Raw genomic sequence first — 22,684 nt, forward strand, 5'->3', positions numbered from 1 at the left:
CCCGTCTTATCTTAGTTCTCTTTATCGACTAAGCGTACCTTGTCAATCGTACCGCCACCCAAGCATACTTCCCCATCGTAGAAGACGACAGCTTGACCAGGTGTCACTGCTTTTTGCGGCTGATCAAATACAACTTCTACGGTACCATCCTCCAGTGGGTGAACGGTTACTCCCTGATCCGGCTGGCGATAACGGAATTTCGCTGTACAAGTAAACGTTTCGGAAGGCTTCTTGTCACTCACCCAGCTCACGTTGGTCGCCAAGAGACTCTTCGAGTACAAACGGATATGATCAGAGCCTTCACCGACGATCAGGACATTCCGCTCCAGATCTTTGTCTACAACAAACCAAGGCTGTCCGCTCGTGCCATGACCTCCGCCAATACCCAAGCCTTGTCGTTGACCCAGTGTATAGTACATCAGCCCGTCGTGCGTACCGATGACTGCTCCATCTACGGTCTCGATATTTCCTTGTTTGGCAGGCAAATAGTTTTGCAAAAACTCGCGGAAGTTGCGCTCACCAATAAAGCAGATCCCTGTACTATCTTTCTTTTTCGCTGTATAGAGTCCTGCTTTCTCTGCGATCTCCCTTACTTGCGGTTTCGGGAGATGACCAATCGGGAACATCGTTTTGGATAGCTGTTCTTGGCCCAATACATTCAAGAAGTAAGTCTGGTCCTTGTTGTTGTCAGCACCACGAATCAGCTTGTACTCACCATCGATGTACTTGACCTGCGCGTAATGGCCGGTAGCAATATAATCTGCCCCAAGATCCATGACCTTGGCGAGAAGCTCACCGAACTTGATTTCACGGTTGCACATGACATCCGGATTCGGTGTACGTCCCCGTTTATATTCATCCAAAAAATACTGGAATACCTTGTCCATGTATTCTTTTTCAAAGTTTACCGTGTAATATGGAATGCCGATCTGTTCACAGACGCGCCGGACATCCTGGAAGTCTTCTTCCGCCGTGCAGTGGCCGAATTCATCGGTATCATCCCAGTTTTTCATGAAGATGCCGATGACGTCATATCCCTGTTGCTTAAGCAGGTAAGCCGTCACGGAGGAGTCGACTCCGCCGGACATGCCGACAACGACGCGTGTATCTTCTGGTCGCTTCATAAGTCTTTCTCCTCTTTTTCAATTTGTACCATTACAGATTACCATGTTTCACAAAACAAATCATGTTTTGTTGCACTTTTGCCCGATAGAATGAAAAAACGCCTGACGCGTAGTTGGCGCCAGACGTTCGGTAACAAGCTTAAGCCTGCGAAGATTCATCCTTGATTTCCGCACGATATCCCTCGATGCTTTCTTCACGACGCTGATTTTTCGCTTCGAGGGTTGCTTTTTCCTCAGCAGAAATCTCTCCAGCATGAGCCGACAGATAATCTTCGGACTCACGAATGTTCTCTTCCGTATTGGAAATCATTTGTTGAAGTTTTTCTGCGTTGTCAGAACGGTCATCCGGCTTCGCCATAATCGATACGCCTCCTACAAAGGGTTATATTCAACACCTTTACCATTGTGCGCCAATCATGGTTTCTTTATGTACCCGTGTTATAATAGAAGAAACGGATTAAACGAAAAAGAGGGTTTCACCTATGGCTTCCTTAGATTTGTTGGAAAGAAAGCTGCTTCGGATCATCTCTGATACCGATCCCGTCCGCCTGAAACGACAATGGGTGAAGGGGCAAAAGGTACCTGAATCCGAAGCGGAACAGCGCATGCGAATCGATCTTCTCTTGCGCAGACTCGACAAGCTACCTGAGGCCAAGCGCCAAGAAGTGCTGGCGCTACTCAAATGGTTTAGCTGGTAGAAGATTAACGGATGGACGTTCCCAGACGCCACTGACCGTCTATCCGATTCATTTGCTTCCTATCTACAATCGCCTCTTGATTCAGCGGTCCGTAGATGTGCGGATAAAGCAATCCATCCTTCGCTGCCTCGTATTTGACTTCCGAAGTCGTTTTTGTTTCATCCACAACGAGTACATACAACTCCTCGTCAAACTGTGCATAGACACGGTTTGCTACCTTTTCAAGCAGCTCGTCCCCTTTTGTCGCGTGAATAAAGCCTTCCTGGTCGTAATCGCGAGGTAAGTAATGATCCTTGTCCTTCCACTTTTCCCAGTATGCTTTTGGTACCATGCAGTAAATAATAGAGTCTTGCATGTTTCTCCTCCGAATTCGATTATTTTTTTGGCATTGCTTTGTTCAGGTGACGCATAGCTTTATCATAGAACATCTGGTCCATTCGCCCCTGATCATATCGCCATTGAATGAAGTTACGCAGAGAGTGCAAATCCACCCAGGCATCCTTCGCTTGCGGATTGCGGTCAGGTACCTCTCCCGTTACTTCACCTTCGTAGACAAGCTTCGCCATCTCAGTTGGGTGCATACCGATCTGATAAGCGATTTGGTGTAAAGCTATTTTCATGGAACCTCCCCTTGCTCTTCATGGGATACATCTTATCTTCCGTCTATTGTGCCAGTCTTTTCGAATGATGCCAAGCCCCAAGCACTACTCCCAAAGGATGTACCTTCCTCCCTTGCGTTTTGCTACAATGAACAGAGTATTTGAAGGAAGGGGCGGTATCCCATCATGTCAAAACAACAAGATCAACCACGAAAGAAATGGTTCCAGCGAAAACGCATCTGGCTTCCCCTTCTTTTCGTCGCTTTCCTGTTTCTGGGTAACAGCTCTTATCTTGCAAAAGAGCCAGAAGGCGAGCCTTTTTTACTTGCTCATCGGGGGATGGCACAAACCTTTCATATGGAGAACATCACCAATGAAACGTGTACGGCGGAACGGATTTATCTACCGGAGCATCCGTACCTGGAAAATACGATTCCGTCCATGCAGGCGGCTTTTGAAGCGGGCGCGGACGTTGTCGAGCTCGATGTACAATGGACGAAAGACAATCGATTCGCGGTGTTTCATGACTGGACGCTCGACTGTCGGACAAACGGTACCGGTGTCACGAGAGATTATACCTTGGCCGAATTACAACAGCTTGACATCGGCTACCATTATACAGCGGATGAAGGGAGAACCTTCCCCTTCCGTGGAAAAGGGATTGGCATGATGCCCTCTCTCGATGATGTGCTACAAACATTCCCTGATCGCTCGCTACTTATCCATATTAAAAGCAATGACCCACTCGAGGGGAAGGCGTTAGCGGATGCTTTGGCAAAATTGCCTGCTGAACAACTGGCACAGCTCTCTGTTTATGGCGGTGACAAGCCAATCGAGACATTGAAACAACAACTGCCCCAGCTGCGTGTGATGTCTATGGCGACTATGAAAAGCTGCCTGATCCCGTACATCGCAACCGGTTGGTCCGGATATGTACCAGAAGCCTGTGCGCAAACCCAATTGCATATTCCTGATCAGATTGCCCCATGGCTCTGGGGTTGGCCAAATCGTTTCATGGCAAGAATGGAGGCAAAAGATACCCGCGTGATCCTAGTCGCAGGGAGTGGAGATGTGTCGCAAGGCTTTGATGTTCCGACTGATTTAAAACGAGTTCCAGAAAGCTTTACTGGGGGAATATGGACGAACCGGATTGATCTAATTGGTCCAGCCTTTCACGAAAACGTAGAAAAATAATGAAACGATTCCCCAACATATTCGTATATACTTATACGGAATAGACTTCCAACCTAACTAGGAGTGATTGATATGCTTAAGAAGCTTTTGAAAAATTTACTCGGTAATCACTCATCTTCGCACAAGTACCGGAAATACAGTAGCAGCGATTACAAGCATCGCAGAAAATACAGCTCTAGCAATCGGTACGGACGTTCCCATTACGGCAGCTCTCATTATAAAAGAAAGCACTCCAGCCGTAGCTTCTTCAGCAGTTAAACAACTGTTTAACAAGTGATCAGACAACAAAACTCCGCTAACGCTAGCGGAGTCTTTTCATTTAACGAGACATGATTTCTACGAAACGATCCAGTGGCAATGCATGTACGGTTCTGTTTTTCTGGCCTTGTATCGTTTCCGCCATCAACATGGAGTTCAAAATCGCTTCCTTGACTGCTTCGATTGCTGCTTCAAACAGTGCATCCAGTTGTTCGGACGGAAACATTTTCACTGTGCTCATTTGCTCGTCGCCATATGAATAGCAATTTCCTGTGGAGAAGGTCAGAAAGAAATCACCGCTGCCCTCCTCGCCAATTGCGCCGAGCTGTGCCATTGCGAGTGACGCTCGCTTGGAAATGCGCTTGCATTGTGTCGGCAAGAGAGGCGCGTCTGTCGCAATCGTCACTAAGAAAGAACCATCATTTTCAGGTGTTACCCACGGCAATGGAACTTCATTTTCGGAGATCATCTGGCCCACAGGAATACCATTCACTTTTAAATCCTGTCTTCTGCCAAAATTCGTCTGCACCAATGTCCCGACAGTAAACGTGCCACATTCAGTCTCAACGATGCGTGAAGAGGTTCCGATTCCGCCCTTGAATTCGAAGCAGATCATCCCGGTACCCCCACCCACATTGCCTTCCTCGACATTTCCTGTTTGCGCCTCTACAATTGCTTCTTCCAAATCCTCGTACTGAATCTGCGTCTTTTCGAGATCACTCAACCAACCATCCCAAGTCTCCGCGACGATTCCATTAGAAAACGGTTCAAGCCCCTCGATTTTTCTCGTCGCACGAGCAAGATGATGATGTGCCAGCCCTAGCAGATGGCTTCCCGTAAATACAATCGGTGTCACAAGCGTACCGGTCTCTTCTATCCAGTGACTTCCCGTAAACTCCCCCGTACCGTTAAAGGAGAAAAAACCAGCAGGGAAATGCTGCCCCTCCAATTGTCCTTCGTTGGGAATTATCACCGTAACACCCGAACAAACGTCTTCCTTGAGAATCGTTTTGTGGCCGACCCGCACTCCTTTTACATCCGTAATTGCATTATACGCACCTGGGGTACCCGTCCCAATCAATACGCCACATTCTCTCGCTCGTTTTCTCGTCATGTTACTCTCCTGTCATTTTTGAATCTCCCCATAATAATGGTGTTGTAATAATTGCCATCGGAAAGAACTTTGTCGTTTTTGAGTACTCCTTCGATTTCAAAGCCAAACCGTTTGTACAGCTCAATTGCCTTCTCATTCGTTTCCATTACATTCAACGTCATTTTGGTAATGTGGTTGGCGTCTGCCCAGGCAATCGATTCCTGCAAGAGATTTTTCCCCATACCGTAACCCCAGAACTCTTGCAAAACGCATACACCAAACTCTACTTTGTGCGCAAATCTGTTTAAGTAAACACCTGCACATCTGGAGAACCCGACAATCCGATCCTGTACAACCGCCACTAAAAACAAATTTCTAGCACTTTCCGCATCCGTTTTGATGATGTGTTCGAATCCTTGCCCATCGATGAAAGCCTCTCCTCTTTCTCTGTCCAAATTTTCAGTCTCCCCATCGATTTGCAGGCGCAGTTCCGACAATTGTTGTGCATCTGTTTCCATTGCAGAGCGAATCGCGTAAGATAACCCGTTCACAGAAAGTAGTCGTTGGCTGATTACCATCCTTTTTCTCCTATTGGTAAAATTTTGATCTTTTATTCTATCATAGGTAGAAGTTTTTGTGAATCTTCCCTCTTCATAAGGAGAGAGAGAATAACAGTGTTTACATAACATTTATTATGTTCATTTATACGACAAACTATGGATATGCTACAATATGGGAAAGGAGCGTGCTCGCATGAATTTTTCCAAATCATTTTATTATACGGTCGACCATTCCAAGGTAGAGGAATATAAGAAGATGCTCGATCTAATGAAAATCCCCTACATCGTGGAAGCACCGATCGTCTTGTTGAATCAAGGAGCGAATGAATACTCCTTCATTTTTCCTAACATGTCAGGTCGTCTTTATGGAATGGTGAGCAAGTTATTTCAAGCGGATGGGAAGCCATATCCGAACAATAGAACGTAGGCAAAAAAAAAGGACCCAATGATTGGGTCAAAATAGGAAGTGGAGAGAATGCATGCTATGTAATATATTCTAACACAATAAATTCAAACGTCAATCAAACTTTCGAATTTTCTGTGTTTTTGTGTTAGGTTTTATGACATGCACACTTCCTTCTTTGTGCAAAGAAGAAAGAAGCCTTACGACGGTCGACTTTCACGTAAGGTTTCTATACACACCTATGCATGTACATTGATAATTTTCTCCATCTCGATCCATTGACTACCCGTTTGGTTTGCTAATTGAACACGTCTCGCCTTCGGGTCAACCCATTTGACGACTCCCCACATGCTACTCGTATTCCCCCGCTCCCCCTCAAAGGACACACACCAGCTCACATTCAAGGGATAATTCTCTCTTGCCGAATCTCGCAGCATGTACATAAATGCCTCTCTTTCTTCGCTCGTTACTTCAAGACTGCTGTTCGCCACGCTTTTCACCCGCCTACTTACGAACATTTGATAGCCATATCCTCATCCTGTGCAGGAATTCGTACTTACATTATAGTAATTACGAACATAAGTTCGCAACTCTTTTTTCAATTTTTTCATTTGAACCTATAAAAGTCTCCCCATTTGTTCTGCCAAGTCGCGCTAATTGCTTTCTTAGGAAATAATTTGCAAGAAAAAAGCCGTTTTCCCATTAGTTTTGGAAAACGGCTCTTGCTTTTAGCTTGATAATTCCTGTGGTTGATGCTGCGGTCTTTTCTCGACCAGCTCCAAAAACTTCCCGAAGGTAGAAGCGAGTATTTGTTGAAAAAGCATACCGAGAACAACAGGAAGTGCAACAGGCGCAGGAAAGTACGTGATCGCCATAACTGCCCCTGCACTAATGTTTCGCATCCCACTGTTGAAGGTTAACGTGACGATTACATCACGCTCCCATCCGAACAACCTTGCGATCCCCCACCCCATCAAATAACCCAAAATGGCTACTACCAGTACGAGCACCGCCATTCCCACCAATTTAGCGTCTATCATATGAAAGTAAGACGAGACCATCGAGCTGTTGATTGCTACGACAACACCCATTCCCATCTTAGAAAATGGCGCTAATTTTGGGGCCAGCGTTTTTTTGACGTTCCCTTTTGATAAATGATTGAGCAGCATACCGACAAGAGATGGCAACACAATCATATAAAACAAACCCTTCATCAGTTCAGCCAAATCCATCTCGACTGTTGCCCCTAAAAATAAGGACATCCCCAACGGAACTATCAATGGGGAGAGCATCGTATCCAACAAAATAATGGATAGCGTGAGTGCGATGTTTCCGAAATAAATCGACGACCATAAGAAGCTCGTGATCCCTGTGGGAATTAAGGCCGCCAACAAAAAGCCCGTAATGACGTGAATATCGTCTGGATAAAACAACCGTGCCATTGACCAAGCAACAAGCGGCATAAGTGCATGAAGAATCAACAAGTTGACGATTAAAGGGAGCGGCCTGGTCAGTACCTTTGCAAATTCTTTAAATCCCGAACCCAGACTTCCGGTAAATGTCATGAAAGCAAACACCCAAGGAGACAAAAAAGCAAACGGTTGCAAATGTGTCCCCGCTATTACGCCAATGGCAACACTACTCGGCGTTAGTATGGGCATGATTTTCTCAAGCGATCGATTCAGTTTGGCTAACCCGTTCATTTGATACACCTCAAGTCTCGTCCTTTGATGCTATTGATGTGAGGTATGTTATCATGAACAGATTATTGTTACAAGACCAAAGTTCATTATTAGATTGCATACACGTCATTTATTTGCAATTTCACTTTGCATACTTTCGCGTATGGGAGTAAAGCCTATGACGGAAAGGAGGTATTTTATGAACGGAATGGATTGGGTAGAATTTATCCGAAAAACCGAAGATAAGATGTATCACCTCCATCGAGCGATAGATGGAATCTGTAATGATCCCGACTATAAGGAATCGGTTACGACCTTGACGGAAGTGGTAAGAGATTATCAAGTCCTTGTGGAAAAAGCCAAGGGTGAATTACGCGGCATCGACCTTCATCGAGATCGAGAGCGCGCGCATCATTACGATCATGATCTTCACTAGCCTATATAGACTCCCGGTTAGGGAGTTCTTCTTCATCAGGAAATCACAGAATATTCATTCCACCTTGATCATTCTGTCAAAATAGACAGCAAAAACCTCACCCTACCCATGTAGTGTGTGAGGTTTGGAAAATCGGCTAGCCCTTCATTTTCTTTTCAATTGCCTTTAGAGATTTCTTCTTCTGGCATGCCTCTTTTACATCGGTTGGCCACCGTTCTTCACTCAGCTTTTGCAAATCTTTTATCAATCGCTTGTCAGCTGTCACATGAATATTGGCATCTGGGAAGGCCTCTTTTAATTTCTTTCCGACTTCTTTTTGAATCGATTCCAGCTTGAACCGATTAAAATTCGTCACTTGAATAGCCACATCAAGCTCTTTATCGATTTGCATAACCACTATTTTGTCTATGCCCTTCACGTTCGCTGTAATCGATCTCGCTCGCTCTTCCCACTGATAATGTCTGACGGGAACAGGCATGCATAACGGTTCCGGTTCCGCTTTTTGCTTAGTTTCTGTACCAGATTGCTTCGAACACCCTGTTACGGTCAAAGCAAAAGCTAGTGTCAGCACCACGAAAGTTGCGCGCACACAAAACACCTCCTGACCAAAATCACCTGTTACTAGCTTGACCTTGAACGGAGGAAGTATGTAAAAAAAAAAGCGGTGACTCCTCTGCATAATTTGAGTCACCGCGGACCCCAAGAACGTTTCGAGTCCTAAGTACAAGGATATAAAAAATCGCATCGAAACGCGATAGGAGATGACTGGATATAAAATGGAACAAAAAAATCCCAACCAGCAAAAAGTGGTTGGGGCGTACGGGGTAGTACGCATATGTCATACGTGAATGATACAATCATATAGGACTTGTTTTCTGTTGACAACGATCAATAATAGGTACATTTACCTATAGATGGAATAAAAAAATGGCGCCGACTTTGACTGCATCATTTAGTCGAACGCGTGGAATAGAATCCCCAAGATTGGATTATACTAGCTAGCTTGGATTACTTTTCTATTATCATGAAAACTCATCGTTTACGCTATGCGAAAATAATGGTAACAGGTGAAAATATTACCTATAAAGCTTGATCGACCATTGAAATCTTCTGTTGAAATGTGTTACATGCTACAAAAAAGCCAGCCAGAAGTTTCTAATCGTGTTATGATATCCCTGTAAAATCTTGAGGAGTTGAGTACATGAATAGAGAGCAATGGACAGCGGTCGATCACTATTTTACGGATAAATTACTGGAAGCCGATTCCGTTTTAGACACAGTTCTTCAAGAGAACGCAGCTGCAGGTCTTCCAGCTATTGATGTAGCACCCAATCAAGGTAAATTTCTTCATCTGTTAGCACGGATCCAAGGCGCTCGTTCGATTTTGGAAATTGGCACTCTGGGTGGATACAGTACCATCTGGCTAGCCCGCGCACTCCCTGCTGACGGTCGTCTCATTACTCTCGAATATGATCCAAAGCATGCGGAAGTTGCACAATCGAACATTGCCCGCGCAGGACTGGATCAGATCGTGGAAGTGAAGGTTGGACTTGCCCTTGATTCTCTCATCCAACTTCACAAAGAAAATCAGGGTCCTTTTGATTTTATTTTTATCGATGCAGATAAAAAAGGAAACCCCGACTATTTCCAATGGGCATTGAAGCTCTCTCGCAAAGGTACTGTGATTATCACGGATAATGTTGTACGAAGTGGTCAAGTCGTGGACGAAACAAGCACGGATCCCAATATTGTCGGTGTACGTCAATTCACCGATTTAGTAGCTGAAGAGCAACGTGTCAGTGGAACCGTTGTACAGACAGTTGGCAGCAAGGGCTATGATGGCTTTGCGATCATGCTAGTCACCGGGGAGAACTAGTCTTTTTCACTTTCAAAGGTTGTAACGAGTAGGAGTGTGTACATCTTGTTTAGGCTCGGTTTACCTAGCTTTATGCTCATCGCTAATGTCATTTTGGTTCTCGCGGTACTATCGCTGATTATCAAAGTGTTGGTGAAGAGAGAATAGCCTGTATTTTTTGGAGGTGCTTTTCCGTGGAGCCATTGCGTTATCGGACCCTCGATTTACGAGAAGTAACTGAGGCAGATCTCCCTATATTTTTCAACCAGCAATTGGACAAATCTGCTCATAAGATGGCAGCCTTTACTGTCAAGGACCCTGAAGATAGAGACGGATTCACCGCTCATTGGACAAGAATTTTGAACAATGAATCGATTGTGAAAAGAGCCATTGTCATGAATGGGCAGGTTGTCGGTAATGTTTCGTGCTTTGAGCTGTTAGGCTTGCCTACGATTGGATACTGGATTGACAAAAACTTTTGGGGTAAAGGAATCGCGACAAATGCACTTACTCTCTTTTTAGAGGAACTCCGAACACGTCCTGTATATGCGCGTGTCGCCCATGACAATCTCGCATCCATTCGTGTGCTAGAAAAAAACGGTTTTCAGCCTTTCGGTGTCGATCGAGCATTTTCGGAAGCACGAGGCGAAGAAGTGGAAGAACTCATTCTGATCAAACACACATGAGGTCAGAAGCGCTTACCGTGAGCGCTTCTCTTCTTTCTTATGCAGAAGAAATCATTTTTTAAATGGAAAGGACAACCTGCATGCAAACAACGATATCTACCTTGCACTTAGAAACCGAACGCCTTATCATTCGTCCCTACTCAGAGGATGATTTAATGGAATCTTTTGAACTCATGCAAAACCCAGAGTTATTTACCTACCTGCCTATGGACGTTATGCCTCTGGAAAACTACAAACGCTTATTTCACTGGCTACGAAGCAGTTATGACACCCCTTTTGACCAGCCTTTTAAATATTCAGTGGCCATACGCGAAAAGGCTACTGGCAGGTTCATTGGCTGGTGTGGTGTGGGTGTTCTCGATTTTCTGGCTCCGGAAAAAGAGCTCTATTATTTAATCGGACGGGATTATTGGGGGAACGGCTACGCTTTTGAAGCTGCCTTCGCTCTTACTGCGTACGCATTTGATGTAATCGGATTGGATCGCTTGTACGCAAAAGCACACCCGGACAATAAAGCATCGCTGCGCATCATTGAGAAGCTCGGCTTCTCGTTTGAACGTGTCTTAGACGGCCTGACTGGGGACGACGAGGACTGCAACGGCGAGTGGTTGTATGTTTTGAAGAAATAAACAAGCCATTCTTTTCAAAAGCATTCGTCAAAATCTTCCTACATGTGCTATAATAAAAGTGCAGTACAATTAAACGCGGTAGCTCTTAAGATGATCTCCTTTATCAACGAGGATCATCTTTTTTGTTCTTTCCAGCAAAGATTACATGACGAAAGGTTGTAGATGATATGAATACATTGCCTTGCCAAGGCTGTAAAGGATTGTGCTGTGGTCCTGTACCTATAACAGAGAAGGAATATAAAATGATATACAAGAAATTGAAAGCGCTTCCAAATAAGCTCCGTGACGATCTGAAAAATCAACCGAGATTGTTTGGGACTTGTATCTTCTACGACATGCAAAAAGATCAGTGTGGTATTCATAGCGTTCGACCGGAAGTGTGTCGCGCTTTTGGGTATCACAAAGACCTTGTCTGTTTTCGCAAACCGGAATTGGCGACGAAGGAAACGCTGACCTTCAAGGAGACGCATATTGGGTATTTGAGTATTGATTTTACTTGGAAGCATTTTTAAAAAAAGGAGCTGAAGGATATGCGGTTTTGTTTTCTTTTTACGCTCCACGTACCTCATGATCAGTTTGCCTGACTTTAATTTGGGGTATGGTTGGAGTTCGCTTTATGCTTCGTGCGTATTTTCCGAAAAGTCCATCGAAGAAGTCTTACAATATGATGATAAGCAATAAAATAAAACTGGGGGGTGAAATTTTCCACGGCCGGATTGGTCCTTAAAGAGGAAAGGTCATCATCGCTCCTTCTTTGACCTCTTCATTTGCACGTCCCACATACATCCGCAAAGGGATGGTATTATAAGGAGGCTATTTTATGCTGAGGAAGAGTACAAATGCAGGGAGAAGGTCAGCTGTAATAACTGGGGTGTTGCTAATAGCCGGTTTGGTTTCAGGTATATTAAGTGTTGTTCCTGTTATAGATGGAGCCGAATACCTTGTCAAGGCTTCTATAAATGAAAACCAGGTACTACGAGGAGCATTTTTCCAGTTGTTCATGATTGTTTCCTATGTAGGTATTCCTATTTTGTTGTATCCCATTCTAAGTAAGCATAACAAAGGTTTAGCCCTTGGATCTGTTGCTTTTGGCATCATTGCCGGTGTGTTCATTATTCTTGGTGTCATCACTCTTCTCTTGCTATTAACAGTAAGTCATGAATTTGCAAAAGTTGGAGATTTGCATGTATCGTATTTTCAGACCCTGGGTGGATTGTTACGAGAAGGACGTGATTTGGTCAACCATGTGGCAACGACTCTGGCATTTGTTTTGGCTCTGTTCTTGTTTACCTACCTATTTTACCAAACAAAGCTAGTTCCACGATGGTTGTCAGTCTGGGGTCTTATTGGGTCTACATTGTCTATATTGGCGAGCTTGTTATTTATGATTCGCTTCATCGGTCTGGATACAGTCTACATGATGTTGAACATTCCAATAGCCTTTCAACAATTGGTTTTGGCTATATGGCTAATCATGAAAGGATTCAACCCAACGAAACAGGATTGAGAAAGGGATGTCTCCTGACTTTTCACTGGAGACATCCCTTTTTTTACACGCATTCACGCATCCCTTTACTCCACACTTACCAAAACGCGCTCCAACGCATCCAACGCCTGTTCCGCGTCCGCACCATCCGCAGTCAAGACGACCGATTGTCCTTTTGAAACAGCGAGGGACATGACGCCGATAATACTCTTGGCATTTACCTTCTTCTCATCCTTGTTCAATCCGATTTCACTGGAAAAGGAAGCTGCCACTTTCACAAACAAAGTAGCCGGACGCGCATGTAATCCCTGTGTCAACTGGACGATGACCTGTCTCTCTCTCATTTGATTCACCCCTGTCCCTTTCACGTAAAATAACTACAGGCCTTCTATAGCAGTCAGCAGTTCCTCTACTTGATCCAAACGAGTCAATCCCGTTTCCTTGTCGACGATCGATGTATAAATGTGCGGAATGACCTGCTTTGCACCTGCGGCGAGGCATACCTCCACAATCGGGCGAATCGAAGCTGCATCGATCCCGCCAGTCGGCTCAAAAACAGGAATTCTGTAACGTACAGCTGCTTCTGCCATCGCCTTGATTTCATTCAGCCTTTCCAGCCCATCTACCGGATAAAATTTGACGGAGTGTACGCCAATCTCCGCCAGCATCGCAGCGGCTGCATCGCAAGAGAGCCATTCAGACACTTTGTTGCTCATTGGTCCCGTAGTGATTTGAACCTTTCCTGATTGTCCACCGGGGGCAATCAATGCATTCACGATGGTATGTGTGTTGCCGACTGCCTGTAGCCCCCCGAGCGTATAACCTGCTGCCGGAAATACCTGATTGACGTGATCCGGTTGGGTCTGCACCGCGACTTCTGCGACCTTTTTCCATTGAGTAGGATCACCTGCGCCCAGCCCTACGGACACTGGAACACCTGCTTGCTGATATTGTTCAACAGCGCTTATTGCTGCTTCTACGGACGCAAATCCTTTGACCAAGATCCCGATCAGAGCGCGGCCATCAGCCACGGAACATATTTGTTTTGCGTTTTCTACATCCCTTGCCAAAACGTTTAAACGAATTTTTGGTGTGCCCACGTTTGTTATTCTCCTTCACCCTGTTTTTGCAGCAGTTCCTTCATTCGCGCTGCGATGATGTGCTCTTGTCCCTCGTGAAACGGCCGTGGATCAAAGGCAATCACTCCCGTATTCACATAATGGTTGCGGGTAAAAATAGCTGGATTTCCTTGCTCCAGTTGGCGTGTAAGCTCCCGAGCCGTCATTCCCGTCACTCGTTCGTCAAGCTGAATTTGCACACGATAAATCGCCCGGCCTGCCTCATCCTGTACGATCACTGCTTTCACACCGGACAAGCAGTTCAGTTCCCCTGCCAGCCACTCCACTCGTCTGCGCTGCTCGAGAACATTTTGTTTTTCAGGGTCGTACTGTCCAAGCGCTGCAAGCAAACCCGCAATCGCTTCCTTTCCTACCTTCATGGCACGACCGACACCTTTATATTGCGCGCGACATGCGGCAACCAGATCGGCACGACCTGTGATAAACCCAGACGTTGGTCCACCGATTGCTTTTCCGCCACTGTAGATGACCAGATCGGCACCCATCGCTATATAGCGCCGAAGATCTTCTTCCGCCGCTGCATCGACTATTACCGGAATTCCAAACTCCCTACCAAGTTGAAGCATCGCGTCTAACGACTGCATCCCTTTTTGAATCGCGTGGTGAGATTTGACATAAAGCAGTGCTGCGGTCTGATCATCAATGGCTTCTCGCAAATGGTCTGCTTCTACGTGATTGGCATGCCCGACCTCTACGACTTTCCCACCGCCCAGTGCAATCATCTGTTGTACGGAAGCGCCGAAGTGAACCGCGTGTCCTTTTTGGATGATGATCTTGTTATTCAACCCTTCGGAAAAAGGAAGCCGCTCGATCAAACCCAACTGGCAACCAGCTATGACTGCCGCTACACTAATGGCAATGCCTGCAGCTGCTCCCGAGGTAGGACAACCGTCTTCTGCTCCGGTCGCCTCTGCGATATGACGACCTGCCACAATCATCAGCTCGCTGATTTCTACATAATCCATGGCGGCTTCTCCCATGGCCTGTGCAATAGAAGGATGGACGGCACTTGCACCCAGTGCCGTCATCTTACCGCTTGCATTAATGATTTGCTTCAACCCTAGCTGCTGATAGATTCCCATGGTTTACCCGCCCTTCCTGTGAAAACTTTTCTCTCTATCCTCATTGTGTCGGGATCGGGAAAATGGCGCCGAGGATCATGGCTCCGATAATCGCACCACCCGCAATCGGTTTGTTGTAATAGTAGAAAATCGCTGCTCCTGCTGTTGCGCCGAGTCCGACTGGAATTGAAGCCATAATCGCAGAAATAACAATCAATGGACCTAAGTAACGACCTGCTGCGTTTCCAGCCCCCATCATGACATCCGCTCCAAAGGTGGAGTTCGATGCGTTGATCGTGTACTTCCGAATCATAATAATCACGGTACCAATGATCAAACCCAAGAGTGCACCTGTCGCCAGCGCCAAAGGGAAGGAAGTCAACGGAGCTGTAAAGCCTGCTCCCAACATCAACGCTGGAACGCCAATCCCGATACCCGTTTGCAACGAGCCGCCAATATCGAGAATCCCAACAAGCGGTCCCTCCAGAATGCGGGCGAACAAAAAGCTCGCACCAAACGCGGCAGCCGCACCGTATCCACCCCCTTTGATCCCAGCCTCCAGCATCGCAACGATGGCAATATCGTTAAAAGCACCGACATGATACACATAGTAAAGATGAGTACCCGCAAAGATTCCTGAAGACAAACACGCCACAAAGAGGGGAAATGCCCATTCTGAATACCAAAATCCTTTTGCCTGCAATTCACCCATTACTTTTTCACCACCGATCCGAATGTTTCGTGAAGCTCAATCAGCCACTGTGGAATTTCCACATACATACTTTTCAAGAGCGCGACATCAAAACCACGGAAGAAGCCGCTGAATACAAACAAGAGAATGACTGCAATAAACATGGATTTCGTAATTTTGTTCCAACCACTGTCATCTAAGCCTTTACCGATCAAAATACCCAAGACGATTCCAGGTACCGCATTCCCCATGACCAAGTGCGACAAACCGCCCAAAACCGTTCCCCAAATCCCTGTCCGTTTGCCTGCATCCATCGCCGCCATCCAGAACACAATCGGCATGATCGGGTTGATCAACCAGTTCGCAGCCGGGACCAGTACCTTCGTTGCGACGAGCTGCATCGATTCGGGAATCGCCGTTGCTGTGGAATTCAACAAGGTAACCACAACGACACCGACTGCTGCTCCGGCAATCGCCATTTGCTTCGGATTGTGCAACGTCTCTGCGACATTCTTGTTGCGCCAGAGCAACACGGCCGCTGCCCAGTTCGGAATGACGCGATGATCCACATCTTGCGTCAACGCACCGGCACCGACAACAGACGCCCATGAGTTAAACAAAAAGCCAAGCCCAAATGAAAAGTGGGAAATGGGATCGCCCGCACATGCGTTCAGCTCTCCAAAAGTCCGGAATGCTCCCATCCCTTGGACATTGGGTGCATGAAACATCCTCGCCGCCCCTGCACCAACACCGAAGCCGACCAATGCCCCGATGACGATCGACTTCAATACAATCATCAACGTAACCATGAACCTACCCCCTGTCTGCTTCTATCGCTGACGAGCCAACTGCCCTATACCCGCAGTCTGCTCGGTCTGCTGCTGAAATGTTATGTTTTCTACCTGGACCAGCCCCAACCTCACTTGAATATCTACGGTAATGTCATACCGCGTCCGTTTGCGTGGGAAGAACAATCCAAAAAATCGCTCATGCTTCACTGTCACTGTCGCAGATACAATGGAAACGGCTACAGGTTCGATTCGCACGACCAAATCACTCGTCTGTCTCGCCACTACATGCTTGATTTGGGAGAAAATCTTGTTGAAGGCTCCCTCCTTCGTATCGCCACTGCCGGATAATCGCAAGGTTTGCGTCGTCTCCGTGTACATGGATTACTTCCCTCCCAGCTTAATGTATTCTTCCACCATGCGTCTGCCCAGCTCTTCTGTATCCATGAAGCCAAAGCCGATCACTTTTTTGCCGCTACGCAAGGCAGTAATACCAGCATCTACGGAGCGCAAGCCGTACTCGACCGGAAAACCATACTTGGTCTTGGCAGTCAGTGCCCCAGCCCCACCACTTCCGCAAAAGGACAGCCCAAGGTCTGCACTTTCACTGACCATGACATCTCCTACCTTCATATCAGCGCCAACACCTGGAATGACGATCGCGGTCCCGCCAGCAGCTTCGATTCCTTTTGCGATGTTCTGTCCTTTTCCAAGACGATCACCAATCACGATTTTTACCTTAGACATAGACATGCCCTCCTTTTTTTCATAGCAATGTTTTACAATGGCCCCATCTGCATGGCACGGATGGCTTCAAAATGAACCGCTAACAGAAACGCTTCTGTATCATCTGCCTGCCACGCACTCTTCTCTTCCGAAAGAACTTTGTGCGAGAGCGTAACCATATCGGGATGAATTTCGGCGAATAACTCCGCTTCAATCACGGGCAGCCTTTCACCGTTTGTCATCCGTCGTACAAATGCCAGTACATGAGCTCCGATGGCTAGCCAGCGATCTCGCGGTATATAAATCTCCATGAGGCGGAACTCCTCCTCAATTTTTTGGAGAATTTGCTTTGTTTCAGAAGTTTCAGATAAATAATCTGATTTTGTCTCAGTCAGTTCCTTGAGGATGTCATCAATCATTTGCATGTCAGTACCTTTCCCGAAGTAATCGCTTGATAAGCCACTACTCTTTCCTTTGTCTCCACCGTTTCTTGTTCACTGTCGGTCAAAATTGTCGGCTCTTTTTTTATCTGCAATATGGATACGTCCGCACATGCTCCTACTTTCAACGTCCCGATCTCGTTTTCTAGCCCAAGAATTCGTGCGGGCGCAAGCGTACTCGCCGCAATCACATCGTCGAGCGAGTAGCCCATGGCGAGAAACTTCGTAAGTGTGTGCGTCAAGCTGTGCACTGGACCATCAACGTTGCGCTGGTGAACATCTGTGCTAATGACATGTGGCATAATACCTTGGGCCTGCGCATGACGCAGTGTTTGAAAACTAAAGCTCGCTTCGCCGTGCCCGATATCGAGTAAAACTCCCCTCTCCAATGCGTCTTGCGCCTCTGGAATCAACTCGCCTCGTTCGTCGAACATTCCTCCTTTTTTCCCGTGAAACGCATGTGTCACCACGTCTCCTCGGTCTAGTAGAGGCAATATTTCCGTGAGTTTTGGCGGAGCGTTTCCAATGTGCACCATCATCGGTACACCCGCTTCTCTCGCCGCTTCCTTGGCTATGAGTAAAGGTTGTATCCCGTTTTGCTTGACGACAGAACCGCTCATGCGGGCTTTTATCCCTCGTAATAGCGGTTGTTTTCTTATGAGGGCTGCGGCTTCTCTCGGGGTTAACCGCGACATGTCTGCGAGCTCCCCGCCGCCTGTGCACAAGCCATCCCCTGAAATGTTCAGAAATGCCAGAACACGAGTAACAGAAGGATGCACGGCTTCTTCAAGAAAAGCATCAAACGACCATAGTCCGACACTGCCAGCATCTACTACGGTTGTCACTCCTTGCTCGACCCCGACCCGATCCGCAGCTATGCCCAAGCTCGTCTTTGTCGGAAAAACGTGAGCGTGCAGATCGATCAGACCAGGTGTCACCACATATCCTTCTGCATCGATCGTCTCCTTGCCCTCCAGATTCATCCCTTGATCATCGGTTGTCTTCCCTTTCTCATACAACCCAACAATCCGCCCTTCCCGAATGGCAAGATCATAGTGCCCGTTCAGGTTCTGGGAAGGATCAATGACCCGTCCGTTGCGTATGAGTAGATCCACTTTCACTCTCTACCGTCCCCTTTCCTGAAAAATAGCGCATAATAGCCGTCACTTCACTAGGCGGAACCTGGAGGTTGGCCTCAGCCATCAATTGATTCAGCTTTTCACGCCATGCCTTCCATTCTTTCGATTCTGCCTCAGCCGACGATTCCCACTCCTCCTGATAGGGTGATCCAAAAGCCAGTCGATTCACCATCAGCAGCAGGTGCAGCGTAAGTCCGCTCGCCGTTTGTTCCGTTACGTACTCCCGAAAGGCAGTCACGATTTTTTGACTGATCTCATACCCTTTGCAGATAACATCCTGGGACAGCCTCTCCACCACGGGTAAATCTGATGGATTGAGATCAGCAGTCAGCGTGGGAAACCAAGCTTCCTTGCGAGAATTCACAGCCTGCTGTCGATTTCCATCCTCCACTTGCAACGCTTCCAGACAGTTCTGAATCTGGTTGATATCTTGGCGTGTTGGAAGAGGACTGACAATCACAACTGGCACCTCGGCTTTGATCGGCAGGACACTGATGATGACATCTACGCGACGACTCGCCAAATACTTCTCTACCTCTGTGCTGGAACACAGACCTACGACCCGAAGTGAACGCAATTCGCTTTCCAGGTACGTTTTCAAAAACCGTGAAGTCCCTCTGCCTGTTCCGCAAACGACGAGCGCATCTGCCTTTTTCTGCTCCAGCCATCGATCATAACCTGCTTGAAAATGCAGGACAAAGTAAGCAATGTCTGCATCAAGCCAGTAGACCCCGCGATGCCAAAACACTTCTTCGCAAGAGCGTTTAACAGCATCAAACATGCGTGCGTATGAACGGCGAATCTCCTCCGTCAGTGGATTCGCAAAAAGAACGCCCTGACGATAACGGTTCAAACTGTCATCCAGATGAGCAAATAGCAGTCTGACCAGCTCCTGATCCTCGTACAAAGGCGCCAGCATGCGGCTGCTAACCGCTTCCGTCAGCTCCTTGGTTGCCTGGAAAACATCCAAGACAATCCTCCCTGCACGCGCCTCTCTTGGCACCTGTTCAGTCCCTAGCAGCGGAAGGCACGCATACGCAATCTCGTGTTCGGGAATATCGACGTTCAATCGCTGACATAATGCTCGAACCTCGTGTGAAAACAGCTCGTATCCACTCCAATGCCTCGCTTCTCCCATCTCAGCATCATCCGCAGTGACCAATTGGCCCCGTTGTACACGATGGACGACAATGCAAAGGCGAATCAATAAACTAATCAGGGTTCGGTCTGCCAGCGTCTCGGCAGCAGCATTCATCCATGCTTTGATGCTGTAAATGATCTCTCCTAACTCTGTCCGGCTGATCAGCCATTTCTCCAATAACGGACCTGTTCTCGCTTCTTGTCCATTTTCTAAAAACATCCCTTGTACCATCCGATACATGTCGATTCCATCCAACAGATCGTGAATCAAGTTTTCGAGAGCATAACGCTTGTGCCGCTCACTCCCGTCCACGCGTACACCGTACCTTTGCTTCGTGACGAGCTCGAGACGCCAGCCGTCGAGCAGCTTTTCCGCGTCCTTAACATCTGCCACGACGGTATTGCGACTGACTCCCATGTGGTCGGCCAAATCGTTCATCCGCTGATACCCTTCTGACAGCAGAAGAATGAACAAAAAATGCTTGACCCGATCCTTTTGCGGCAGAATGAGTGTCTTGCTGTCATTACTTTGCAAATTTTCCTTCAAAGCATTTCGATGCTCTTGCTCTTCCGTGATCCACAGCCCTTTATTCGGTTGAGAATGGAGGATGACATTTCGTTCCTTTAGCCATTGCCTGACGTTATCCAGATCGTACTTCACGGTACGTTCGCTTACCTGAAAATCGCGCGCGACATCCTTGATTTTCAGCGGATAGTAGCTGTCGAGTATCACCTTCAGTAATGCATGGGAACGTGTGGTTAAAAAGACCATTCCTTTCTCCTTTCCATAAAAAGCTGTGTCCTTGCTTGAGATTCATTATAGAAAACGCTTTCTCGGTGGTAAAGAACGATTCCTTTCCCCATCAATCGTGCAATTTTTGCAATTATCAGTTCAATTCGACAGCAATGAAAAAGATGACCCCGGATTAAAACAAGGAGCCATCTCTTTTTCATCACTTACTTGACATCATTACAAAAAAAGGTCCGCAACGAAAGGTTACGGACCTCTTCTAGTAGGAGGTGCTTACAGGATTCCTCCCAGGCTCGCCCCTTTGACAAATAGTCGCTCGATATTTTTCTCAACAGTTGGGTCTGGTACCAATGGTGGTGCTTGATGGGGCTTGGTACGCGCATCAATGATCAAATTATCGCAACCCCAATGCTTGTTCTCATAGTAGCTGTTCACACCGTAAATGTCGTGGGATGGATTGCTTCGGGTGAAGGTTGCCCACAGGAAGTTTTGTAGCGACGCGCTCATAAAGGTACTATCATCGCAAAGGATGATCATCGGGCAAGACGGGAGCGGCCCTCTCGCTTGAATCGCGTCACACAGATTCTGTAATTGCTGCTGGGCGCTCGCGTAATCGATAAAAGCAGGACCTTGGATCGACACCACACCTGGCATAATCAAGCGGGCGTTCTCAAACTCTCGCAAATCCTTCAGCTCATCCGGCACCTCTTTGCACAGCTCGCGTTTCTGATCGCCGTAAGCAGCGAGGACAACCTTACTGCCGCTGTTTAAGCCCGTTCCCGAATAATCCAGCGTATCAATAGTCGTGTTCGTATAAAAATGAACATCGCGATGCAAATCGATTCTCTCCAAAATATAGGTCAAAAAATCAACTTCATCATGCGTCGTCAATGGTCGATTTTCTTCAGCGGTAATGAATAAATACTTGGCCAAGCTCAATTGGCCCGTCCCTAAAATGCGGTTGGCAATGGTGAGCATCTCCGTCGGCTGTTTAACTTGCTGATAAGGCGTATATCGCTCGCTTCCGATGGCAAACAGCAACGGATGTACGCCAGCAGCATCTACTGCGTGGACTTCTTTTACACCCGGGATTTCTTGCTTGATCGCATCGCCCGTTAACTCGTGAATCAGTTGACCGAACGACGTATCTTCTTGTGGCGGACGGCCCACAACCGTGAATGGCCAGATGGCATTCGGCTTGGCATACACTTTCTTTACCTTCATCACAGGGAATGGATGAATCAGACTGTAATAGCCCAGATGGTCGCCGAATGGTCCTTCTGGCTTCGTATCTTCAGGATAAATATCTCCTGTGATCACAAAATCCGCATCATTGCTTACGCAGTAGCCATCGATATAGCTGTAGTGAAAACGACGCCCAGATAGCAAGCCAGCAAAAGTAATTTCGCTCAAACCTTCTGGCAATGGCATTACCGCCGATAAGGTATGTGCTGGTGGCCCGCCAACGAAACAGCTTACTTTTAGCGGCATCCCCATTTTCGTCGCTTTGGCTTGGTGGACACCGATTCCGCGATGGATTTGATAGTGCAAGCCAATTTCTTTGTTTACTTCATACTCATTACCAGTCAACTGCACTCGGTACATACCCAAATTGGAATTCATGATTCCAGGCTTGTCCGGATCTTCTGAATAGATTTGGGGCAGCGTAACAAAAGCTCCGCCATCCATTGGCCAGCTTTGGATAAGTGGTAAGTCAGTTATGCTAATTTCCTGTGCAGTTACGGGCATGCTAGTCGATTTTTTTGCAGGCAAAGCCTTCAGTGCAGCAAAGCCGTTCCCGATATTTTTAAATGGCTGCTTTAGCGCTTTCATCGGATCATTACGCATGGCGATGATATTTTCAGCGGCTTGCCAGGTGCTTCTAAAAATAAATTTGCTGCGCTCGATTGTGCCAAAAAGATTGGATACCGCACGAAATTTTGAGCCTTTTACATTTTCAAACAGCAAGGCTGGTCCCCCAGCTTCGTACACCTTCAAATGAATCGCGGCCATTTCCAGATAGGGATCTACTTCTTCGCGAATACGGACCAAATGTCCGTGCCTTTCCAAGTCAAGGATGCACTCTTCTAAATTCTGATACATATT

Annotated in this window: 30 protein-coding genes; 10 read left to right on the forward strand and 20 right to left on the reverse strand. The window is 46.9% G+C overall.

Translation table 11 applies throughout. The features are described from left to right. Nucleotides 1–11 precede the first annotated feature (11 nt). Together mnmA and tlp are read right to left on the reverse strand one after the other, a co-directional pair. Nucleotides 12–1,124 carry a tRNA 2-thiouridine(34) synthase MnmA gene (gene mnmA / locus HP568_RS03700; RefSeq protein WP_048033198.1) on the reverse strand — a complete coding sequence of 371 codons (1,113 nt, stop codon included), beginning with the start codon at nucleotides 1,122–1,124 and terminating at the stop codon, nucleotides 12–14. A gap of 139 nt (nucleotides 1,125–1,263) precedes the next feature. Continuing rightward, nucleotides 1,264–1,482, reverse strand: coding sequence for a small acid-soluble spore protein Tlp (gene tlp / locus HP568_RS03705; RefSeq protein WP_048033199.1), 219 nt, complete (start codon nucleotides 1,480–1,482; stop codon nucleotides 1,264–1,266). Nucleotides 1,483–1,606: 124 nt separating this feature from the next. Between tlp and HP568_RS03710 the strand changes: the two genes are divergently transcribed. Beyond that, on the forward strand, nucleotides 1,607–1,822 hold the full coding sequence (locus HP568_RS03710) for a hypothetical protein (protein WP_173628369.1): 216 nt from the start codon (nucleotides 1,607–1,609) through the stop codon (nucleotides 1,820–1,822). Nucleotides 1,823–1,826: 4 nt separating this feature from the next. On the opposite strand, the gene HP568_RS03715 is transcribed toward HP568_RS03710, so the two are convergent. Both HP568_RS03715 and HP568_RS03720 read right to left on the reverse strand, forming a co-directional pair. Then, on the reverse strand, nucleotides 1,827–2,177 hold the full coding sequence (locus HP568_RS03715; RefSeq protein ID WP_048033201.1) for a DUF952 domain-containing protein: 351 nt from the start codon (nucleotides 2,175–2,177) through the stop codon (nucleotides 1,827–1,829). A gap of 19 nt (nucleotides 2,178–2,196) precedes the next feature. After that, the gene (locus HP568_RS03720) at nucleotides 2,197–2,442 is read right to left on the reverse strand and encodes a hypothetical protein (protein ID WP_048033202.1); all 246 of its coding nucleotides are present in this window, start codon (nucleotides 2,440–2,442) and stop codon (nucleotides 2,197–2,199) included. Nucleotides 2,443–2,607: 165 nt separating this feature from the next. Here HP568_RS03720 and HP568_RS03725 point away from each other — a divergent pair, with 165 nt between their 5' ends. Continuing rightward, on the forward strand, nucleotides 2,608–3,615 hold the full coding sequence (locus HP568_RS03725; RefSeq protein WP_173628370.1) for a glycerophosphodiester phosphodiesterase family protein: 1,008 nt from the start codon (nucleotides 2,608–2,610) through the stop codon (nucleotides 3,613–3,615). A 72-nt stretch (nucleotides 3,616–3,687) separates the two neighbouring features. Then, complete coding sequence (locus HP568_RS03730; protein ID WP_082195948.1) at nucleotides 3,688–3,873, forward strand: hypothetical protein; 186 nt, start codon at nucleotides 3,688–3,690, stop codon at nucleotides 3,871–3,873. 61 nt (nucleotides 3,874–3,934) lie between these two features. Here the strand turns inward: HP568_RS03730 and HP568_RS03735 are convergent, their stop codons facing one another. After that, on the reverse strand, nucleotides 3,935–4,987 hold the full coding sequence (locus tag HP568_RS03735) for a P1 family peptidase (protein WP_048033204.1): 1,053 nt from the start codon (nucleotides 4,985–4,987) through the stop codon (nucleotides 3,935–3,937). After that, the gene (locus tag HP568_RS03740; protein WP_173628371.1) at nucleotides 4,984–5,544 is read right to left on the reverse strand and encodes a GNAT family N-acetyltransferase; all 561 of its coding nucleotides are present in this window, start codon (nucleotides 5,542–5,544) and stop codon (nucleotides 4,984–4,986) included. Before HP568_RS03740 ends, HP568_RS03735 begins: the two co-directional genes overlap by 4 nt. A 175-nt stretch (nucleotides 5,545–5,719) precedes the next feature. On the opposite strand from HP568_RS03740, the gene HP568_RS03745 reads away from it, so the two are divergent. Next, nucleotides 5,720–5,953, forward strand: coding sequence for a hypothetical protein (locus HP568_RS03745; RefSeq protein ID WP_056487856.1), 234 nt, complete (start codon nucleotides 5,720–5,722; stop codon nucleotides 5,951–5,953). 215 nt (nucleotides 5,954–6,168) lie between these two features. On the opposite strand, the gene HP568_RS03750 is transcribed toward HP568_RS03745, so the two are convergent. Both HP568_RS03750 and HP568_RS03755 read right to left on the reverse strand, forming a co-directional pair. Further along, entirely contained in the window at nucleotides 6,169–6,420 is a 252-nt protein-coding gene (locus HP568_RS03750) for a YolD-like family protein (protein ID WP_048035860.1), read from the reverse strand. 237 nt (nucleotides 6,421–6,657) lie between these two features. Continuing rightward, entirely contained in the window at nucleotides 6,658–7,632 is a 975-nt protein-coding gene (locus HP568_RS03755; RefSeq protein ID WP_048033207.1) for a bile acid:sodium symporter family protein, read from the reverse strand. A gap of 178 nt (nucleotides 7,633–7,810) precedes the next feature. Here HP568_RS03755 and HP568_RS03760 point away from each other — a divergent pair, with 178 nt between their 5' ends. Next, nucleotides 7,811–8,047, forward strand: a complete 237-nt coding sequence (locus tag HP568_RS03760; RefSeq protein WP_048033208.1) for a hypothetical protein — start codon at nucleotides 7,811–7,813, stop codon at nucleotides 8,045–8,047. Between the two features lie 136 nt (nucleotides 8,048–8,183). On the opposite strand, the gene HP568_RS03765 is transcribed toward HP568_RS03760, so the two are convergent. After that, nucleotides 8,184–8,636, reverse strand: a complete 453-nt coding sequence (locus HP568_RS03765; protein WP_056487863.1) for a YhcN/YlaJ family sporulation lipoprotein — start codon at nucleotides 8,634–8,636, stop codon at nucleotides 8,184–8,186. Nucleotides 8,637–9,248: 612 nt separating this feature from the next. On the opposite strand from HP568_RS03765, the gene HP568_RS03770 reads away from it, so the two are divergent. From HP568_RS03770 to HP568_RS03790, 5 genes are all read left to right on the forward strand, one after another. Then, nucleotides 9,249–9,923, forward strand: a complete 675-nt coding sequence (locus HP568_RS03770) for an O-methyltransferase (protein WP_048033210.1) — start codon at nucleotides 9,249–9,251, stop codon at nucleotides 9,921–9,923. Between the two features lie 173 nt (nucleotides 9,924–10,096). Then, the gene (locus tag HP568_RS03775) at nucleotides 10,097–10,588 is read left to right on the forward strand and encodes a GNAT family N-acetyltransferase (protein WP_173628372.1); all 492 of its coding nucleotides are present in this window, start codon (nucleotides 10,097–10,099) and stop codon (nucleotides 10,586–10,588) included. A gap of 80 nt (nucleotides 10,589–10,668) precedes the next feature. After that, entirely contained in the window at nucleotides 10,669–11,217 is a 549-nt protein-coding gene (locus tag HP568_RS03780; RefSeq protein WP_173628373.1) for a GNAT family N-acetyltransferase, read from the forward strand. A gap of 167 nt (nucleotides 11,218–11,384) precedes the next feature. Further along, complete coding sequence (locus tag HP568_RS03785) at nucleotides 11,385–11,729, forward strand: YkgJ family cysteine cluster protein (RefSeq protein WP_173628374.1); 345 nt, start codon at nucleotides 11,385–11,387, stop codon at nucleotides 11,727–11,729. 308 nt (nucleotides 11,730–12,037) lie between these two features. After that, a complete protein-coding gene (locus HP568_RS03790; protein WP_173628375.1) occupies nucleotides 12,038–12,724 on the forward strand; it encodes a DUF4386 domain-containing protein in 687 nt (228 codons plus the stop codon). A gap of 65 nt (nucleotides 12,725–12,789) precedes the next feature. Here the strand turns inward: HP568_RS03790 and HP568_RS03795 are convergent, their stop codons facing one another. The 11 genes from HP568_RS03795 to HP568_RS03845 all read right to left on the reverse strand — a co-directional run bounded on the left by HP568_RS03795 (nucleotide 12,790) and on the right by HP568_RS03845 (nucleotide 22,681). After that, nucleotides 12,790–13,047, reverse strand: coding sequence for an HPr family phosphocarrier protein (locus tag HP568_RS03795; protein ID WP_048033215.1), 258 nt, complete (start codon nucleotides 13,045–13,047; stop codon nucleotides 12,790–12,792). A 33-nt stretch (nucleotides 13,048–13,080) separates the two neighbouring features. Further along, nucleotides 13,081–13,803, reverse strand: coding sequence for a KDGP aldolase (locus tag HP568_RS03800; RefSeq protein WP_173628376.1), 723 nt, complete (start codon nucleotides 13,801–13,803; stop codon nucleotides 13,081–13,083). 5 nt (nucleotides 13,804–13,808) lie between these two features. After that, nucleotides 13,809–14,924 (reverse strand): DgaE family pyridoxal phosphate-dependent ammonia lyase, encoded by a 1,116-nt coding sequence (locus HP568_RS03805; protein ID WP_173628377.1) that lies wholly within the window; start codon nucleotides 14,922–14,924, stop codon nucleotides 13,809–13,811. A gap of 40 nt (nucleotides 14,925–14,964) precedes the next feature. Then, nucleotides 14,965–15,615: a DUF4310 family protein gene (locus HP568_RS03810; protein WP_048033218.1), complete on the reverse strand. Its 651-nt coding sequence runs from the start codon at nucleotides 15,613–15,615 to the stop codon at nucleotides 14,965–14,967. Next, nucleotides 15,615–16,403: a DUF4311 domain-containing protein gene (locus tag HP568_RS03815; protein WP_017249035.1), complete on the reverse strand. Its 789-nt coding sequence runs from the start codon at nucleotides 16,401–16,403 to the stop codon at nucleotides 15,615–15,617. The genes HP568_RS03810 and HP568_RS03815 overlap by 1 nt, the downstream gene beginning before the upstream one ends. 21 nt (nucleotides 16,404–16,424) lie before the next feature. Then, a complete protein-coding gene (locus HP568_RS03820; protein ID WP_173628378.1) occupies nucleotides 16,425–16,763 on the reverse strand; it encodes a DUF4312 family protein in 339 nt (112 codons plus the stop codon). 3 nt (nucleotides 16,764–16,766) lie between these two features. Then, entirely contained in the window at nucleotides 16,767–17,129 is a 363-nt protein-coding gene (locus tag HP568_RS03825; RefSeq protein ID WP_007727312.1) for a glycine-rich SFCGS family protein, read from the reverse strand. A 32-nt stretch (nucleotides 17,130–17,161) separates the two neighbouring features. Then, a complete protein-coding gene (locus HP568_RS03830) occupies nucleotides 17,162–17,533 on the reverse strand; it encodes a hypothetical protein (protein ID WP_173628379.1) in 372 nt (123 codons plus the stop codon). After that, nucleotides 17,524–18,669: an amidohydrolase/deacetylase family metallohydrolase gene (locus HP568_RS03835; RefSeq protein WP_173628380.1), complete on the reverse strand. Its 1,146-nt coding sequence runs from the start codon at nucleotides 18,667–18,669 to the stop codon at nucleotides 17,524–17,526. Before HP568_RS03835 ends, HP568_RS03830 begins: the two co-directional genes overlap by 10 nt. Next, nucleotides 18,629–20,599, reverse strand: a complete 1,971-nt coding sequence (locus HP568_RS03840) for a BglG family transcription antiterminator (protein WP_173628381.1) — start codon at nucleotides 20,597–20,599, stop codon at nucleotides 18,629–18,631. The genes HP568_RS03835 and HP568_RS03840 overlap by 41 nt, the downstream gene beginning before the upstream one ends. Before the next feature lie 252 nt (nucleotides 20,600–20,851). After that, nucleotides 20,852–22,681 carry a UbiD family decarboxylase gene (locus HP568_RS03845; protein ID WP_173628382.1) on the reverse strand — a complete coding sequence of 610 codons (1,830 nt, stop codon included), beginning with the start codon at nucleotides 22,679–22,681 and terminating at the stop codon, nucleotides 20,852–20,854. Nucleotides 22,682–22,684: the final 3 nt, after the last annotated feature.

Source organism: Brevibacillus sp. MS2.2 (assembly GCF_013284345.1).
Lineage (GTDB): Bacteria > Bacillota > Bacilli > Brevibacillales > Brevibacillaceae > Brevibacillus > Brevibacillus brevis_C.